We start from the raw sequence: 17,663 nt of genomic DNA, 5'->3' as shown, positions 1-17,663 counted from the left end.
TCTGAAGCCTTGCACGGGCCATCGTGAACCGGCTTCGCTACCATTTCTCGCCGAAGGGACGAATCTCCAGCTCGAAGGTCCAGGCACTTTTGGGTTGCTGATAGAGCATCCAATAGGATTCGGCGACCGACGACGGCGGCATCAGGAGGTCGGGATTATCCAGCGCGTTCGGACCGAGCGCCTCGATCCGCCGTTGCCGGACCCATTCGGTGTCGACGCCGGAATCGATGATCAGATGCGCCACGTGGATGTTCTTCGGGCCCAATTCGCGCGCCGCGGCTTGCGCGACCGCCCGCAGGCCGAACTTGGCGCTGGCGAACGCCGCATAGCCGCTTCCGCCGCGCAAGCTCGCCGTCGCACCGGTGAAGAAGATATTGCCCTGGCCGCGGGGCAGCATCAGGCGCGCGGCCTCGCGCCCGGCGAGGAAGCCGGAATAGCAAGCCATTTCCCAGACCTTGCGGAACACCCGTTCGGTCGTGTCGAGAATCGGAAAGTTGACGTTGGCGCCGACGTTGAAGATGCAAACCTCGAGCGGGGCGTGCTTGTCGGCATCGCCGAGAAACGAGATGATCTGGTCTTCCTTGCGCGCATCGAGCGCGCGGGCGTGAATTTCGCCGCCGGCCTGCTCGATCTCCTTGACGAGCGGTTCGAGCTTGGCGCCGTCGCGGCGTCCCGCGAACACCGTAAAGCCCTCGGAGGCGAACTTCTTTGCAATCTCGCTGCCGATAAAATCACCGGCGCCGATCACGGCCACGGTCGCGTTTCTCTTTTGCATGGGACTTCTCCCGGTCAGGTCTGGATCCGGTCGTCGGATCATATTCAGACCGCAGATTGTCTTATAGTTCTAAAAACGAACTGTCAATTCCGGCATCTTTTCCCGCTGAACTGCGCCTTCGCAAGACATTGCCTCGCAGTCAGTTCCGATTTAGAATGAAAATTGAACCAAAAGACTTGCTGGACGATATTCGCACGGAAGGCGCGGGCGGAGTGGAGATATGGAATGAAATGGGGTGAGCTGGAGGACGAGCCGTGTTCGATGGCCCGAACCATCGGCGTGATCGGCGACCGCTGGACCCTTCTGATCCTGCGTGAATGCTTCCTGCGCACACGCCGTTTCGAGGGGTTTCAGTCTTCGCTCGGAATCACGCGCCACCTGCTCGCCGAACGGCTGAAGAAGCTGGTCCGGCAGGGCGTGTTGCGTCGTACCCCCTATCAGGACTCGCCGAAGCGGCACGAATACATCCTCACCCAGAAGGGGCTCGATCTCTATCCGATCATGATGGCGATCGTGCACTGGGGCGACACTCATATGGTCGACGTACGCGGGCGACCTTTGCTGCATCAACACCGCAAATGCGGCAAGGACTTCAATCCGGTCATGGTTTGCTCCGAATGCGGCGAGCCGCTTTCGGCCAAGGAGGTTCATACCCACCCCGGCCCTGGTGCTCGACGCACCCCGGCATCGGCGGCGCCGGAGAAGCCCAAAGCAAAGCTGAAGGCAAAGCTAGAAGCAAAGACAAAGGCGAAGGCCCGCCGCAGGGCCGCGTGAGATGGCCGCGTAGCGCGAGCGCCGTTCGACATATTCCGGGAATGATGCGACTGATCTTTCCAACAGCGGACATGAGCTCTCGTTCTCGCAGCGCGTTTCGCCCGAGCTTTGCCTGGTCACTTCACCCTCTAAGCCAAGAGGGCGCAGGGAAGGCCGGGTGCCGGCTGGCACCCGCGGTCCGCTGCGCGAGGATGTAGCGCAAAGAACCGCACAGCAGCATACAGGTGTAGCCAATCACTCGGCCTTCCCTGCGCGATGGTCGGACGGCTTATGCCGTGCTCTCCCGGGAGCCGAACTTTCCTTTTGGCCTCCCTCGCCCCGCGAATTGGATGATGCTGTCCGCCCGGTTGGGCTCGCACACACCTCCGCGAAAGCTTGACCGTAGCAACGACGGCCAGGACCACACGGTTTTGCCGTACGCACGGCCCGCCATTTCGCCGCAGTTTTCCCGGCCCTGTCGACGAAGCCGGAAACTTACAGGCGAGACGAAGCCTAGCAGCGCCGCTCGTCCGCACGCGGTTGCGGGCTCACAGGGACTACCCGCCCTGCCCGCACCATCTCGTGCCGACGCTGCCGCGTCCATCGCAAGCCCGGCTCGCAATCAAGACGACAACGAGATCGCCCCTCAAGGATGAGCCGGGATGAGCGACACATACGCCAAAACCGAATTTCGGTAAAGTGGAATATTTGCGCGGGAGGGGTTGACGGGGTGGAGGGTGTTTTGCCCGACGGGCAGTGCCTCCCATACGTCAAAGCCTCGGAGTGATTGCTCAAGAGTTAGGTGCACCCTCACCTGATCGGCCGCGTCACCAGACTAAAGCATACATTACATCCGGATCGGCCCGGATTGCGCTCATCCACCGGTTGCGCTTGGATACGCCTTTAGGTCTGGGGGGACCAAAATGCGTATTCTAGTGATTGCGGCGCTTGGCGCCATGGTGGGCGGCTGCGTCACCAACACAGAGACAGTTCAGTTTCGGGCGTCGAACCCGCAGCAGCAAGCGCTCATGCGTGACGGGCAGCCCGCTTTGGTTTCGCGCCAGCGGAATTCGCTGGTGCTGGTGCGACCTGCGGCTCGACAAATGCAGAAAGACGGCCGGCCCGTCTTTGTCGTCGGGATCAACAATATGGGCAGACAGCCAATCGACTTTCGGGTCGCTCAAGTTGAGGCCGTGCAGCATGCTGCCGGTTCAGATTTTGAGATGAAGATCGTTACCTATGAAATGCTTGTTCAGGAAGAACGCAACCGTCAGGTGGCCGCAGCCCTCATAACCGGCCTCGCTGTTGCCGGTAACGCCTACGGCGCATCGCAGGCCGGCCATGGCCATTACACGACGCCTAGCGGTCGCTCGGGTACGTTCTATAGCCCGACGGCTGCGGCGATAGCTCAGAACAACGCAACCGTCCAAAACGACGCAATGATTGCAGCGACCGTTGAGACGGGACAACGAAACATGGCCGTCCTGGAACAAGCAGTCATCAAGGACAACACCTTGATGCCAGGCGAATGGTACGGGGGCCAGCTTCATCTCGCGCCACCAACGGACCAGGGCGGCGGCTCCAAGATGTACACGATAGTCATCACGGTCGGCGGTGAGCGTCACGTCATTGATATCGCGCAGGGCCCGGCTGGCGCTTAGCTTTTCTTAGCACGGGCGATTCCGGATACGGTGGCACTGCCTTCGATTGGTTATCGAAAGATCGCGCCACTAGACTCGCATCGTCGTCAACTAGCAACGTACGCACGGAGCGATTGACGACAGCACGCTACCAGTGGGGGATTGTTGACCGAAAGCGCGCAGAACCGGGAGCGATTTCAAGTCGCCTATATTGGCGACGATGAAAATGATCACAGCATGGATGTGGAGGCGCTCCCTTTTCGGAGAGGCCCAATCACGAGATCAATCGCTAGAGCCGCCATGACCGAAATCAATGACGGATGGAGAGTCCATCCCGTGCCCTTACCAGCTGAGCTACCGCGACTCATCAATTGCTCGACGGGCCAAAGAACAGAGTATCCAGCCAAAACAAGAATGCGCCGATCGCCAAGACTGCCGCGAAAGCGAGCATCAGGCGGGTGAATTGGCGATTGTACGCGTGGAATTCCTTTGAGAGTTCACTCGCTAGCGGGCGCCTGAGCGTCAGCAGGCCGCGCCATTCCGGCCATTCTCCTGCTCTCAGAAATGCCAGGCGGGCTGTCATCGCTACGACCACGACCGCGCATCCCCAATCCGCGAAGATCAGGACACGGACCACATCGTGGAGGACGGACATGCGAAGCTCGGGAAAAATGGTAGCGGGAGAGGGACGCGCTACCACATTCCAAAACTCAAGAATCCTTCGATATTTCAGTGTCTTGCCTGGACCGGAGTAGCGGAAATGAGGGTGTTACATCTCGCCGGGATGTAACACCCTCGCCGCCCCCGGAGAGGCTCATTCCGTGGCCCGTCCTTCCTATCTCGCCCGGCGTGCCGGTGGCCGCTATTTCCTGCAGATCCGGCTGGGGAAACAGGCAGCCGAGCTCTTCCAGCGCCCCCTCCTCCGTGTCAGCCTTCGAACCGCGGATTTTGCGGAGGCCCGGAGGCGCTTAGTGGACAATCTCGGATGGGTACTGGAGCTGATTGAAGCTCCCGACCTAGAGGCTATGGCAACCGTGCTCGACGTACGCCTACGGGCCTATGTCGGGCGCGGCTCGCCCGCCGATGAGCGGCTGCTTGCGGAACGTTGCGCCTTCGAAAACGAGGTGAGGCGGTATTTTACCCGGGCGCAAGAGCGGGGATATGCCTACCAGAAGCGTTTCCCGGAAATCCCAGGCCTGTGGGTCCATTTTGTTGACCAGAACAAGACTGCCGAGAGCACCATCACCCGCCTGACGATTCGGCGCTCCTATGAGGCTGGCCGCAGTGAGGCCGGAGAGGCCTTCAAGGAAGGCTGGGAGCCGGTGCCGAACAATGCGCCCCTGCACCGGCCCGGGACATTTGACCCGATCGCCATGATCGATCGCCTCGTCCAGGACGCCGTAGGCCGGCGCATCGCCCAGCTCGCACCGAGCGGCCTCGCCCCGCTGGCGCCGACCATCATCCCAGCGGAAATCGGCAATTCCGATGAGCCGGTTAAGTCCAACGGCTTAACCGCAAAAGCACCTGACCGCATGTCCGTCCTGCTGCAAGAATTTCTGAGGCCCGCGGGGCGCAAGCGTCAGCACACCATGAAAGGACGCGGTGAAGCGGAGGCCGTCGTGCAGTTCGCGATCGACTTCCTCGGTGACCCTCGCATGAGCGAGCTCACCGAAGAGAGGTGGAAGGAACTCGACGAAGCTCTCCCCGACATTCCTAACCGCGACAAAATCCCGCGCGAGTTCGCCAAAACGCTATTCCAACGATTCAAATATGCCGAGAGACGGGGTTGGAAAGACCTCGTGCGGGTCACCACCACGACAATTCAAAGCCGCTACTGGGGCGGCCTCTATAAATTCCTCGATTTCGCCATCGAGCAGAAACTTTACGATGGGCCCCGACCCAAATTCCAATGTATCGATCCCGAAAATCTCGCCCCGCTCCCGCGAGACGCATTCGACGACACGGAGCTCCTCGCACTTTTGCAGCAGCCTCTCTTCACTGGCTGCAAAAATCGGCTTCACGTGTGGCAGACCGGTAGCTATTTTGTTCAGTCTCACATCTACTGGGGATTTCTGATCTGCATATTGACCGGCATGAGGCCGGGCGAGGTCGGCCAGCTCAAATGCGTCGATATCCGCACAGATGGGGCGTTTTATTATTTCGACCTCAGGCCATTCGATGCGCGGAGTGGGCGCGTCGCTCTAAAGGATCTCCGTAATCTGAAAACCAACGCTGCCGGTCGCGTAATCCCGATCCACCCCATTCTTATTGAGCTGGGCCTACTCGATCGCATGCAGGATCTCATTGATAAGAGAGAAGAGCGGCTTTTTCCCGAATGGGAAGGCTATGTCCGAAAAGACGGGAACGTGCGCTGGTCACAGCCTCTCAGTAAGTCCTGGCAATACGTTAAGAAGCTGCTCAAGCTGAGCCGGGCAGACCTGACCCTCTATAGCACCAGGCACTTGATGGCGGACTGGCTCGACAACGAAGCGATCGCGCAACGGACACGCGACCGAATCCTTGGCCACGCCAATGATGTCCGCGGTCGCTACGGTCGCAAGGGGGTTCTCGATCCGCAAATCGCCGCGAAAATCGAGGCGCTTGAGCCGCCTATCGTCAAGAAAATGAGAGAAATCTTGCTGGCGGCGAAGAACCGGGCGGACGCCGGAGAGCTGACTGCGCTACGGACCTACTAATTCGCACTCACCCTCGGACGATCACGGTCGACACGGCGGCCTGGTCGATTCTGTGGCCGGCCACCATGGGTGAGTGATTCCGGTAAGCCCTGTGATCTCGGCGGAGATGGGCTCCGACGGCTCGCTGAAGGCCGAGAACGTGTCCCGGCGCCGGACGAGGTGGAGACCTGGATGACTGCGACGGCCGACGAGGCGCTTAAGCTGGAGCGGCCGCTTCCGGACGGGGCGCTCCGGATCGTCGCCCGCGGCGTAAAGGAAGATCCCGGGTCTGCCGCTTAGGCTTCTGCACAAGCGTACGGAACAAGGTGGACCAGCCGGAAACCTCCGCCGAAAACGGGCGTGCCGTGATGATCCGACCGACATAGCTCAGCCGTTCATTTTAGGCGCACCAGCGAGGATGCGACGCCCGGGACGGCCCGGTATCGCATTTTGGCTCCGAGGGGATCCTGGCCAGCCCAGACGGGCGCAGCCGCAGCGCTTACACTCACGAACTGGGCGGGTCTCGGCCTGGCCGGTCAGGCCGTGCGCTCCGTCATCAGCCGTGCGTCGAGGTCTGGCGTCATCGACGACGAGGACGAGCGGCGTCATGCGGCTTCTCCGATCCGGCTATCGATCTCTTGCCGCAGCTTGGCGAAGTCGATCGGCTTGGTCAGCAACCCGTCCGCTCCGCGGTCCATGGCGCTCTGCCCGGTCTGGGCATCGCCGTAGGCGGTGATCATGATCGCGGGCACATCCGGCCGCGGGCCCGGAGCTCGGGAAGCATCTCCAGTCCGCTCATGCCCGGCATGTTGATGTCGGGAAGTACGAGGACGAGCGAGGGATCGCAGGCCTCAGCGGCGCGTGCCAACGCCTCGGAGGCAGACTGCGCGAACTCGATTTCGAAGCGGCCGGACCGGAGGTCTCTCCGGAAGTGCTGGCGGACAGGGTCTCGACGTCGGTCTTGTCGTCGACGACCAGTATGAACGCACTCATGGGGGCACTCCAATCTACGCAGCGAGCTTCCGTGGCAGCCGGATGATGAACTCCGTGAAGGACCCAAGCTCGGTCTCCACGTCGATGCTGCCGCCATGCTGCTTGACGACGATGTCGTGGCTGATCGACAGCCCCAGTCCGCTCCCTTCGCCCGCCGGCTTTGTGGTGAAGAAAGGCACGAACATCTTTGCCCGGACGTCGTCCGGAATTCCCGCCCCGTTGTCGCGGATGCGGATTTCGACCGCATCGCCGAGGTCCGCCGTCGCGGCGCTCAAGGCCGGGGTGAAGCCGTCGCCCGTCTCGGACTTTCTCCGTAGCGCGGCATAGAAGCCGTTCGAGATCAGGTTGAGCAGCACCCGCGTGATCTCGCGCGGATACATGTCGGCCATCCCTGCGGTTGGTGCAAAGCGGCGCTCCACGTCGAAGTCGAACCCGGTCTTCTCCGCCCGGGCACCGTGATATGCGAGGTTCGGGCTCTCCTCGACGATCGCATTCACGTCGGCGCAGTGATGCTCCCCGGAGCCTTCGTGCGAGTGCAGCAGCATGCTTCTCACGATCGAATCGGCGCGTTTGCCGTGCTGCACGATCTTCTCGAAATTCCCTTTCAGCATCTCCGCGAGCTCGCTCAGCTCGTCCCTGGTCTTCCGGTCCACTTCGCCCGCGGCGAGCACATCGGTCATTTCCCCGAGCAGATCTCCCGAGAGGCTGGAGAAGGTGATGACGAAGTTCAGCGGGTTTTTGATTTCGTGCGCGATCCCGGCGGTGACCTGCCCGAGGGAAGCGAGCTTCTCGGTCTCGACGAGGCGATCCTGGGCGGCGCGCAATTCCTCGAGCGAGCGCGACAGTTCCACGGTTCTGGCCTGCAACTGGTCGAACAGGCGTACGTTCGCGATCGCGATCACGGCTTGGTCGGCGAAGGTCTGCAGCAAGTGGACGTGAAACTGGGCAAAGCTGCCCGGCGCCCTGCGGGTCACGCTGATCAGGCCGATGACCTCCTCGCCCTGCCACAGCGGGGTCAGCAGCAGGCTGCGGAAGCCCCGAGCTCGCCCGATCTCCCGGGCTCCAGCCGCGAGACCGATGATGGACATGCACGCCACGTGATGTGCCGATTCTGCATAGTCGGTCAGAGAAAAGGGTGTAATCCTTCCGACGGGTGCGCTTTGCCTCAGCTGCCCTAGCTTGCCTAGTTCCCTAAATCGAGCGTTGAACCTCGCAAGAATACGATCTGCAATCTGTCTGCTGAGATATGCCCCTCCACGGACTCGGGCCTCCTTATCATGCTCATCATTCTTTGCCTCTACTTCGTGGTTCTCTGGTTAGTGTTCGCAAGGTTCAAAATTGTCAGCTGGGGTTGGTTCAGCGGCACGATTTCACTACTCGTTGGCGGCTTGATCGTCGCAACGTTTTTGGCGCTCTTCAACTACCTTACCCCTTCCGGCCGGCTGACAGTGACCGGCCGCGTGGTGGAAGTAACGGCCAATGTATCGGGACAAATTATCGCGATTCCAGTTCGGTCGAACGTTCCGGTGAAGAAGGATGACATTCTTTTTCTGATCGAGCCGTCGCCATTCCAGTACAAGGTATCGCAGTTGCGGGCGTCGCTCGCGGGCGCGAAGCAACAGACCGCGATACTGAAATCCAATTACGACCAAGCCACAGCGAACGTGGCGGGACTGATGGCGCAGGCCGCTTACAACGAAAAGCGTCTTGCCGACATCGGAACGCTGGCGGCAGACATGGCAAACACACAATTCCAACTTCAGGACAAACAGGTCCAGTACGAGACCGTATCAGCGCAACTGGTCGCAGCTAAAGCTGCCCAGCAATCAGCCAAACTTGCGCTCGACTCGGAGATTGGCGGCGTCAATACCACAGTTGCCCAACTTGAAGCGCAGCTCGAAAACGCGATCTGGGAATTGTCGCAGACCTCCGTTCGCGCGCCGGCAGACGGATATGTCACGGTCGTCACCTTGACTGTTGGTGATCGAGCGCTCCAGGCGCGTTCGGCCATGTCATTCATTGTCGAGCAGGAAATCACGCTGGTTGGTCTCTTCCCGCAAAACGGCTTCGACACCGTCAAGCGGGGAGCCGAGGTCAAGATAGTCTTGGACAACCTGCCGGGACGCATTTTTCACGCAAGGATCGTCGAGATTCCTAAAGGCATAGGTCAAGGTCAGGTTGCCGTCTCAGGAACGCTTGCTCGCACCAATGCGCTCGGTGGAGCAACGACATTTCCGGCCGTTATATCCATACCCGACGACATAAGCCGCGAGTCGCTGCGGCTGGGTATGTCAGGCAGCGCAACGACGTTTTCGGAAAAGGCCGGCGTGATAGGACTTCTTGCATCTATCCTCGTGTGGATCAGCTCCTACACCGCATATCTCTAGCCGGAGGCGACTTGACTACATTCTGGATGTACGTTGGGTCGAAGCGGACTACACGCGCTGTGTCGCGCTCGCATTGTAGCTTTTGGAACGCAAGCCTCGCGTAATCATCGCCAGAACCATCGCGGCGGCTCGCGCCGCCCAGAAAGTAGGGCCTTCAGTCCGCGTCGTCATGGCAGGGCTCATCGACCCAGTTGGGGCGGGACTGATACAAAGTTTGGCGCGCCCCTTCACCGATGCGCTCGAACCAGGCAATGCCGGGCTCATATGGCTATTCGAATGAGAAAATCTTCCTCCAGTCTTTCTGCATGCTGATGACCGTCCAGCTGTTCTTCTTCGCTTCCTCGTAGAGGGCCTGACTGAAGCTGCCAACCTTCGTAGCAGGTAGCCCCTGTGCGGGGCCGTATGCGTACTCACGCTTAGCATCGTCGTGCATAACCAGCATCATGAGACGAGCGCCCGTACCAGCGGCCGTGTATTCGAGCATTTCACGATCCCCGTCCGAATTGCCGAACGACGCCAGAGGCCGCCGACCTATCATTAGGTAGATACCTTCAGGCTTGCCAGCCTTGTCGTTGTTCAAGAGCAACTTGGGTTCTTTGGTCAGGAAGGGTTTGCCGTCCTTGTTGTAACCAAACTTCGTGCCTCCCGCCGTCCCGACGACCTGCTCGGGGGGGATGTCGTACACACGTTGACTGTAGCCGCGCACGAAATCCTGTCCGCCACCCGTGACGATATAGGTCTTGAAACCGTTGCTCCGCATATACTGCATGACTTCGAGCATCGGCTGGTAGATCAAATCGGTGTAAGGCCGTTTCCAGCGGGGGTCCTGGGCGGTAGTTATCCATTTGTTTGCCTCCGTGTTGAAATCTTCCACCGACATGCCCGTTAGTGTCGCAACAAGTATTTTCTCTAGGTCAGGCAAGGTCAATTTGGCGATTGCTTCGCGGTTACCGGAGAGAACCGTCTTGAAGGGCTCCACGTTCTTGAGCTTCGGGTCCTTCTCCACGACTGCCGGCACGCGGTCGAGACAGTACAGCACCTGCGAATAGATTGGGTGCTCCACCCACAACGTACCGTCTTGATCGAAGGTGGCGATGCGCTCCTCGGGCGGCACGAATTTCGCGCTGGAACGATCAGTGGTGTCGCGGACGAAACTAAGGATTGCCTGCTTTGCCGGTCCGTCATTCCATGATGCCAAATCCCCAGCTGGCGTTTGGGCGGATGCGGCTAAGGGCAGCAGAGATGCGGATAAGGTAGGGAGCAATGCCAGTGCCGAAAGCAGTGTACGGCGGTCGAAGCCGGGACTCGATATTTCGTCGGACATGCTTGCTCTCTTTCTGCGCGAGGTCGGTGCTCAGAGCACCACCCCTTGCGGCAAGCCTGACGATCCGCTTCATCATCTACTATGCGTAATCGGCAGAAATGTCCGGTTTGCGTCTTGCGTACGCCCACGAAATGCGCTTCGTCGCCGGCGTTCCCCGATCACGCAGCCTGTGCAAGATCGTCAATGCAATGGTCGCGAGCCTGTCACTTGCGCCAACTCGACGATCACCACGACCCTCAACGAAGGGTCGGGAGATGCGTGTGCAGATTGTTCAAATTGATACCTTGCCGTGCACAGGCTTGCAGCGTCTTTCGAGTTGCCCTTAGAAGGGCGGAGCGGCCGAATCGAGCAGTATGGATGTCCAGCTGAAAGGACCCGCTGTAACCTACATATCCGACAAATAGCTCCAAGAAACCATGATGGTGAAGTGCGCTTATCAGGTTTCTTGCCACGCCGGAATCTACGCCGGCGTCATTCGCGCGTATTCGAGATATGGAGAATCTCCTCCAAGTTGAGGGGCTGTCTGGTTGCAGGCAAATTAGCCCCTCCCGTATCACTGCACAAATTAGCCCCTCCCGTATCACTGCACCTAAAAAACATTCCACTTCTGGTTTAAGCAGTGAGGGCTCCCATCGCCTAATGATGCTGTGGTGCCCTTTGATATTCATCCATAAGGTGGACAAGACTTGGTGGGATGCTTGGGAAAGCGCGCCGCAGGAGAGATCGACCAACGGAAAACGTCTTGGTTCCGATTGAACAAGTAGACATTTGGCGCGATCAGACTGGTTGAGCAAAGTGCGTAGCCGGCTCTGAACGCTGGAGTAGCTGCGCTGCATTGTCGATGCGAGTTCCTCCCATGACTTTCCCTGAGAGGCCAGCTCGAGAAGCCGGTCATCGTCGCGACGCGTCCATCGTTTTCCGCCTCGAGCTCTGTCGGGGGTTGATACGTCCATACAATTCAGACCTCCAGAAGCTGCCGGATAAGCAGCTTTAAGAATTGCCAGATCGGACAAATTAGCTTCTTCCAGGCGAAATGACGACAGGTTCACATCGTCGCTGGTCAACTCGCCGGTGCAGGCGTTTAGTCGCGTCTGGGCGGCTCGTCTGGGCGCCTATGAAGAAGCTGCCCGGCGATCGTCGGGAACAGCAACACCGACAAAACCGCAGCTCCAACCAGCACGGAGCCCATCTGCTGGCTCATGGTTTTTGCACGAACGGCGATCTCCGTGATGACCACGACCAATGAAAGCGAGGCCACCGAACTATAAAGCGCAAACGGTATCCGTTCTGCGGGCTTCAGATCCCTGCGATACAGAAATACCGGCGCACCTCGCACCAGCAGAAAAAGGGCGAGTGCGACCGGTACTAGCAACATCGTGACGAGGCTACCGGTTATCGAGGCGAGATCGAATTTTATACCCGTGCCGACGAAAAAGAACGGAATGAACCAGCCGAAAAAGATGGCATCAATTTTCATCCGCGGTGCTTTTCCGTCCGGCCCTTGTGTACCCAATCCCACGACTAGTCCCGCAGCAAAGGCTCCCAATATGCTCTCGAACCCGAAGCGCTCCGACAGAACGAAGAAAGCGGCGAACAGTAGCAGGGTGATACGAACCGGAAGCTGGGAGCTTCCATGCATCGAGCGAGCCAGGAAGGCCACAACGCGGGGTGGTCTTAGTCCCAGGCTGATTGCGGCCGTCAAAACCACGACAACAAGGAATGCCACCAGGAAACCAAACTCCTGGAAAGTCGTGTACTGCTGGCTGAGCAGCAACGACATTGCGACAATTGGGCCCAATTCGCCCATTGTCCCTGCGGCAATGAAAAAACGCCCGAACGGTGTGTCGAGTTGATTGGCATCGCGCAAAATGGGTAGCAGCGTACCCAGCGCGGTTGTGGCAAGGGCCAATGCCACGATCATAGGATCATGGAGCGAACTCGCACGGAGGACGGCTGCCGCTGACACCCCAAGCAATACCGACATTCCCCATCCGCCTACCGCAAGCAACAAGGGCCGGCCCCGAATTCTCTCCAACTCAAGCTCCATGCCTGCCATGAAGAGCGTCGCCGCCATGCCGAAGGCGAACATAGAGGCCAAGACGCCGTCGAATCGTACCCAGCCAAGAACTTGCGGGCCAATGATGACGCCTAACATGACTTCCAGCACTACCGCTGGAATGCGAAATCCGATCGGAAGCTCAGCAAGCAGCGGTCCGGCGACCGCCATGACCAGAACCAGAAGGACAGGCGAATGAGTGTCAGCCAACATCCAAGGTCCTAACGATTGTTCACCTTGCCAGGCGATAGCGGCCACGAAAAGGCGTCGCTCTGCATTGATCGAGTGGAGGAGGGATCGGAAGGACTGCGTTTCATCATGGCACCACGGCGAAAAATATATACGCGGCAAACATGACGAGATGCACGACTCCCTGAAGCACCGTTGTTCGACCCGTGCTTAAGGTGATGACGCCGAGAAGCAAGGTCAGGGCGAGAAGCCCCTGCTCCTTGGCTTCCAGTCCAAGCTCCAGACGGTATCCGAGCACAATTGAAACTGCCGCTACCGCGGGAATCGTGAGACCGATCGTGGCGAGCGCCGAGCCGAGCGCCAAGTTCAGGCTGGTCTGCAATCTGTCGTTTCGCGCCGCCTTGATTGCTGCTGCCGCTTCCGGCAGCAGAACCAGCAGAGCGATGACGATGCCGACGACGGATTCCGGCACCTGGAGATAACTTATTCCCCGCTCGATCGGGGGCGTCAGAATCTTGCCGAGAGCGACCACAGCGGTAAGCGAAACCAGTAGAAGCCCTGCGCTCAGCGCGGTCGTTCTATTGTCGGGCAGCGCTACATGGTCCTCGTTGCTCGGTGGCTTGACTGGCAGAAAATAATGACGGTGGCGTACCGTCTGGATGAAGACGAATGCGAAGTAAAGCACCAGCGATACAAGTCCTGCGAAGATGAGTTGCGGCGTGTTGTACAAGGGGCCGAGTTCCTGCGCCGCGAGATTCGGAAGAATCATCGTCAGGCCGGTGAGCGCGACGAGAACCGCCATGGCGGCACTGGCACCCTGAGCCTGGAATCCCTGCTCATGGTGACGAATGCCGCCCCACAGTAGACACGCGCCTACGATGCCATTGCACACGATCATGACGGCAGCGAAGACCGTGTCACGAGCTAACGCCGCTTTTTCGGCCGGCGCTCCGACCATAACCGAAACGATCAGGGCCGTTTCAATCACTGTTACAGCCAAGGCAAGAACAAGTGTTCCATACGGCTCACCAACACGGTGGGCAACCACCTCGGCGTGGTAAACGGCTGCAAAAACGGTGCACAGCAACACGGGTCCGGCGAGTCCACCGACGATGACCCCGGTACCGATGATGGGGATCATCAGGAACAGCAGCCACGCCATCACGGGCCAAGCCCAACTCCACCGCGGCGTACCTGCTACGGTCATGACGCTCGGCCCGCATCAGAAAGCAAGATCGGCATGTGGGTTGAGCAAGGCATCTGCTGGTGGTTGCTCTGGCTTTGGCAGCTAACACCCATCCGGTTCTCCGCCGCGCCCTTGGGCTTTACTGGATCGTGATTGATATTTCCGCGACTCACTATGCAGTTTCGGCTGAGACGTCCGATCGCGTCATACTCGTGCGAGTGCTCCCAACACGCGCTCGGCTCGGCCAGACGCCACATGTTGCACTAGCGCTCGGAACCAGCTCGATAAGCCTTGCGGCCGGCCGCATTTCGCCCGACTTTCTGCTCTCGAGATAAACTGATGATGGAAAATGGCTTCACTCCTATGACGATCACACAGAGCAAGAAAATTTCCGCGTGTCCGAGCTGGCTCGAACTGAGCGAGGACCGCAGGAGCTTCGTCTATCTCGAGGATCGAGCCGAGATAATTCGAAAGATCTTTGAACTTTCGATTGGCGGATTGGGCAGCTACGCAATAACCAACTTTCTCGAGAAGCAGGGCATCCCTGCGTTCGGATCATCGCCCAAATGGGACCACACCACGATAGATAGCATGCTCCGTAACCGCGCGGTCTTAGGGGAGTATCAGCCGAAGAGCTATGCCGGCGGCCGAAGCAAGGGGATTCCGACCGGTCCGCCCGTGCCGGACTACTATCCCGCCGTGATAGACGAAGATACGTTCCAAAAAGCTCAAGCCGCCCGGCAGCAAAATTTGATGACCAGCCGCGGGCGAAAGGGAAATGATCTAGCAAATCTGTTCGACGGACTTACCACATGCGCTTACTGCGGGAGCGAAGTCCGATTTCTTAGTAGTCACCCTTACAAGAGCTTGGTCTGTGCGAAGGTGCTCGATGAAAACGGGTGCACGCGGACGGCATGGTCCTACCAGGATTTCGAAGCGAACGTTCTACAGTTTTTGGCCCACCCTGCGCTCCTGGACGCAGCGGAGCTTTCGCGGAAGGACGAGCTTCGAAATCTCGTTGAAGACATCGTCCGTTTGGGCGACGCTGGCGACCTCTACGTCGCTCGTTACTCCATTGCCTTAAGTCTCAGAAAGATCGTGACGCAGCTGGCGCTTTCAAGCAGCGGGTCTGCGCCGGGGAATCGTCTGGCGGATGCAGCTGTTCGACGTGACGTCAAAGGACGATTCTACGAGCTGCGATTGTGGGGCGGTAACATCTACAAGGGCATCTCAACTACCTGAGTTGAGGCTTGCGTCTGCAAGACTGCTTGTATTGGTTTGATCAGGTTACAAGCGAAACCGACTATGGCGAAAGACTATCGCTCGAGCTGAAGGCCCTCCTTCGTTCTGATCGGCCCACCTTCCATAATCGTCGAGGCCGGCCCCCGCCATGCCGGCAAGCTTAGCCGAGAAACTGGTCGAGGGCGTTCCGGCGTACCCGCGCTGACTGGACAAGCTTAGCCCTGTCACGGTGTTCAACCACTGCGAGGTACCAAATACAAAGAACCCCCGGCAGTTTCCTGCCGGGGGTCTTTGGAGGTTAGGTCGTTAGACCGAACTTACCAGTTGCGCTGAGCGCGGAGGAGCAGGGTAACGGTGTCCTGATCCTTCAGCTCGTACACGGTGGTCGGCTTGGCAGTAACGCCATTGGGAGCCACAGCAACCGTACCCGAGTACTTCTGGTCCAGACGGGTCCAGGTAAGGTCAGCCGAGAACGTCAGGTTCTTGACCGGGGTCCAGCGGGTGATGAGACCCACCGAGCCGACGTTGAAGTCCGGGTTACAGCCGGTCACACCGGCAAGGGCACCGAACACGCCACCAGCACCGCCGGCGCCGCAGAGGGTGGTCTTGGCCAGCGAACCGAACTGGGCCGAACCGTAAGCACCGTAGATCGCAGTGTTCCAGTAGGGATCCCAGTTGTGGGTGTAAGCGCCACGGAAGCCCCAGGTCTTGACGGACTCCTGTGAGCTTCCGGTCACGTACACCGTGTCCGGAGCATTGGCAAAGCCAAGGCTGCCATAGACACCTGGGAGATTCGAGCCACCGAACATCGAGTAAGAGCTGCCCGCCAGGTTCTGGAAGTTGTAGCGGGTCGCGCCGTCGGTGTAGACGCCCTGGATGTTGATCACGTCACCCGCACCGGTCGGGATGTTCTTGATCGACAGAGCGAGCTGAGCAGCCCAACCCCACTTGTCGTCGGGATGGCCGGTTGCCTCGGTCGCGCCGTAATAGCCAACATGGTTATCATGCGCAGCGACCGACGCCTGGAACAGACCCCAGGCCTGGTCGACGCGGACCATAGCGACGAGGTTAGGCGAACGCGTAGCGCCGATGCCGTTGGAGCCATAGGCACCACCAACCACACCAGCGGCGGACGCGCTCGACATGTTCAGGTTACCGGCATCATAGTAGGCCGCCCGATCTTCAGCCGAGAATGCTGCCGTCACGCCCTGACCGAAGTCAGCGGTGTAGGAGAACTGGTTGACACCGGTGACCGTGCCGGAACCGCCGACGAGACCGTCGTAGTTGTTGCCCGGGTAGTTGGTCCAGGGCGCGTCGAACTGCGACACGGCCTTACCCATCGTGAAGCCAGCGAACTGGATGAAGGCGTAGTACACGCCGAGCGAGCCGCCCGAGGTGCCGCCGTCGTTCCCGTTGATCGACGAACCGACGAGCGCCGGGGTCGCAGCCGAGGTGTTGAGGGCCAGCGTGCTGCTGTAGGCGGTGCCGCCGAAGGCGCTGCCGGTACCGTTGTAGTTGCCGGTGGTCCAGGAGAACACACCGTCGAAGAAGGTACGGACGACGCCGTACTCGGTCGCGGTGCGCGTGTCGATGTTGAGATCTTCACGAGCGCGCATGGTGTAGTAGTTCGTCAGACGGTTGCGTGCACCGTTATTGCCGGTGAACTGACCGCTGTAATCCGAGTTCGTGTTGATCGCGACTTCAGCGCGCAGATAACCACCCAGCTTGATGCAGGTGTCCGTGCCCGGGATGTAGTAGAAACCCGCACCGTACAGGGAGCAGATCTTCACGTATTCGACCGCTTTGGCCTTCACGGGGAGATCGGCTGCTTGCGCTCCGCCCACGGCGATAAGACCCGCCGCTGAGCCGAGCAAAAGGCTCTTAACCAACTTCATGTTAAACCTCCAAGTTGCTCTTCAGGGAAGGTCACTGACCGGACGGCCAATTCCCGAACCCCCTTCAAATCCACCGCTTGAGCCACTTCGCGCCTTTGGACACACCCGCGGAACGCGAGGGACTTAAGCGAAAGACCTAAACGGGACGACCTTGGGATGCCCCCCTCCGTCGCACTCACGATATGAGGCAAAGACCTCCGATCAATCAATGACAGAGTGCCTCGGATGAAGCCCGAATGGCGCGTTTTTGGACGGATGTTGCACAAATATCACTTTTTGCTGAACGGGCGCAGTGCCCTAGTAAGTTGTTATTGCTTAGAAATTTGCCTGAACATTCACAAAGCTCGGTCAGGGAACCATCTCCTGCGGATCGGGTTCTCCCCAGCCTTGGTGTTTGGCCTCAAGGGATCACGTGGCAGAATCGTTCATCCGCAGGTGTCGTGCAAGCATCATGGGTGAATCAGCGAGAGCTTCGGCTTAGTGCAGATGCAGTCTGCACAAATTCCCGATCAGCGCTCTTGAGCGATCGCGCGGACGCAGCGTCTGAC

At 59.2% G+C, this 17,663-nt stretch carries 11 protein-coding genes and 3 pseudogenes; 6 read left to right on the top strand and 8 right to left on the bottom strand.

The features are described 5' to 3' along the window. Positions 1 to 37 precede the first annotated feature (37 nt). Positions 38 to 775, bottom strand: coding sequence for an SDR family oxidoreductase (locus tag ACVIN2_RS28845; protein WP_027519902.1), 738 nt, complete (start codon positions 773 to 775; stop codon positions 38 to 40). 225 nt (positions 776 to 1,000) lie between these two features. On the opposite strand from ACVIN2_RS28845, the gene ACVIN2_RS28840 reads away from it, so the two are divergent. Together ACVIN2_RS28840 and ACVIN2_RS28835 are read left to right on the top strand one after the other, a co-directional pair. After that, on the top strand, positions 1,001 to 1,549 hold the full coding sequence (locus ACVIN2_RS28840) for a winged helix-turn-helix transcriptional regulator (RefSeq protein WP_456768171.1): 549 nt from the start codon (positions 1,001 to 1,003) through the stop codon (positions 1,547 to 1,549). A 902-nt stretch (positions 1,550 to 2,451) separates the two neighbouring features. Beyond that, positions 2,452 to 3,189 (top strand): hypothetical protein, encoded by a 738-nt coding sequence (locus ACVIN2_RS28835; protein ID WP_456768170.1) that lies wholly within the window; start codon positions 2,452 to 2,454, stop codon positions 3,187 to 3,189. Positions 3,190 to 3,535: 346 nt separating this feature from the next. Here ACVIN2_RS28835 and ACVIN2_RS28830 read toward each other — a convergent pair whose 3' ends face one another. Beyond that, positions 3,536 to 3,823, bottom strand: coding sequence for a hypothetical protein (locus tag ACVIN2_RS28830; RefSeq protein ID WP_456768169.1), 288 nt, complete (start codon positions 3,821 to 3,823; stop codon positions 3,536 to 3,538). Between the two features lie 166 nt (positions 3,824 to 3,989). On the opposite strand from ACVIN2_RS28830, the gene ACVIN2_RS28825 reads away from it, so the two are divergent. Both ACVIN2_RS28825 and ACVIN2_RS28820 read left to right on the top strand, forming a co-directional pair. Continuing rightward, positions 3,990 to 5,864, top strand: coding sequence for a tyrosine-type recombinase/integrase (locus ACVIN2_RS28825; RefSeq protein ID WP_456768168.1), 1,875 nt, complete (start codon positions 3,990 to 3,992; stop codon positions 5,862 to 5,864). A 150-nt stretch (positions 5,865 to 6,014) separates the two neighbouring features. After that, positions 6,015 to 6,143: pseudogene (locus ACVIN2_RS28820) on the top strand (SOS response-associated peptidase); the annotation flags it as partial. Between the two features lie 305 nt (positions 6,144 to 6,448). On the opposite strand, the pseudogene ACVIN2_RS28815 reads toward ACVIN2_RS28820, so the two are convergent. Beyond that, positions 6,449 to 6,836 (bottom strand): annotated as a pseudogene (locus ACVIN2_RS28815) (response regulator). 14 nt (positions 6,837 to 6,850) lie between these two features. Further along, positions 6,851 to 7,894, bottom strand: a pseudogene (locus ACVIN2_RS28810) (sensor histidine kinase); the annotation flags it as partial. Between the two features lie 219 nt (positions 7,895 to 8,113). Between ACVIN2_RS28810 and ACVIN2_RS28805 the strand changes: the two are divergent. After that, positions 8,114 to 9,223 carry an HlyD family secretion protein gene (locus tag ACVIN2_RS28805; RefSeq protein WP_456768167.1) on the top strand — a complete coding sequence of 370 codons (1,110 nt, stop codon included), beginning with the start codon at positions 8,114 to 8,116 and terminating at the stop codon, positions 9,221 to 9,223. 268 nt (positions 9,224 to 9,491) lie between these two features. Here the strand turns inward: ACVIN2_RS28805 and ACVIN2_RS28800 are convergent, their stop codons facing one another. The 3 genes from ACVIN2_RS28800 to ACVIN2_RS28790 form a co-directional block, all read right to left on the bottom strand. Beyond that, positions 9,492 to 10,547, bottom strand: a complete 1,056-nt coding sequence (locus tag ACVIN2_RS28800) for an HAD family hydrolase (protein ID WP_456768166.1) — start codon at positions 10,545 to 10,547, stop codon at positions 9,492 to 9,494. Positions 10,548 to 11,628: 1,081 nt separating this feature from the next. Beyond that, positions 11,629 to 12,816: a cation:proton antiporter gene (locus tag ACVIN2_RS28795; protein WP_456768165.1), complete on the bottom strand. Its 1,188-nt coding sequence runs from the start codon at positions 12,814 to 12,816 to the stop codon at positions 11,629 to 11,631. 103 nt (positions 12,817 to 12,919) lie between these two features. Next, positions 12,920 to 13,954, bottom strand: coding sequence for a calcium:proton antiporter (locus tag ACVIN2_RS28790; protein WP_456768164.1), 1,035 nt, complete (start codon positions 13,952 to 13,954; stop codon positions 12,920 to 12,922). Between the two features lie 363 nt (positions 13,955 to 14,317). On the opposite strand from ACVIN2_RS28790, the gene ACVIN2_RS28785 reads away from it, so the two are divergent. Then, complete coding sequence (locus ACVIN2_RS28785; protein WP_456768163.1) at positions 14,318 to 15,220, top strand: recombinase family protein; 903 nt, start codon at positions 14,318 to 14,320, stop codon at positions 15,218 to 15,220. Between the two features lie 317 nt (positions 15,221 to 15,537). On the opposite strand, the gene ACVIN2_RS28780 is transcribed toward ACVIN2_RS28785, so the two are convergent. After that, on the bottom strand, positions 15,538 to 17,115 hold the full coding sequence (locus ACVIN2_RS28780; protein ID WP_456768162.1) for a porin: 1,578 nt from the start codon (positions 17,113 to 17,115) through the stop codon (positions 15,538 to 15,540). Positions 17,116 to 17,663 lie beyond the last annotated feature (548 nt).

It is taken from the genome of Bradyrhizobium sp. USDA 3650, assembly GCF_054057395.1.
Note: the sequence above shows the minus strand (reverse complement) of the source record. Positions and strands in the feature narration are given on the sequence as shown.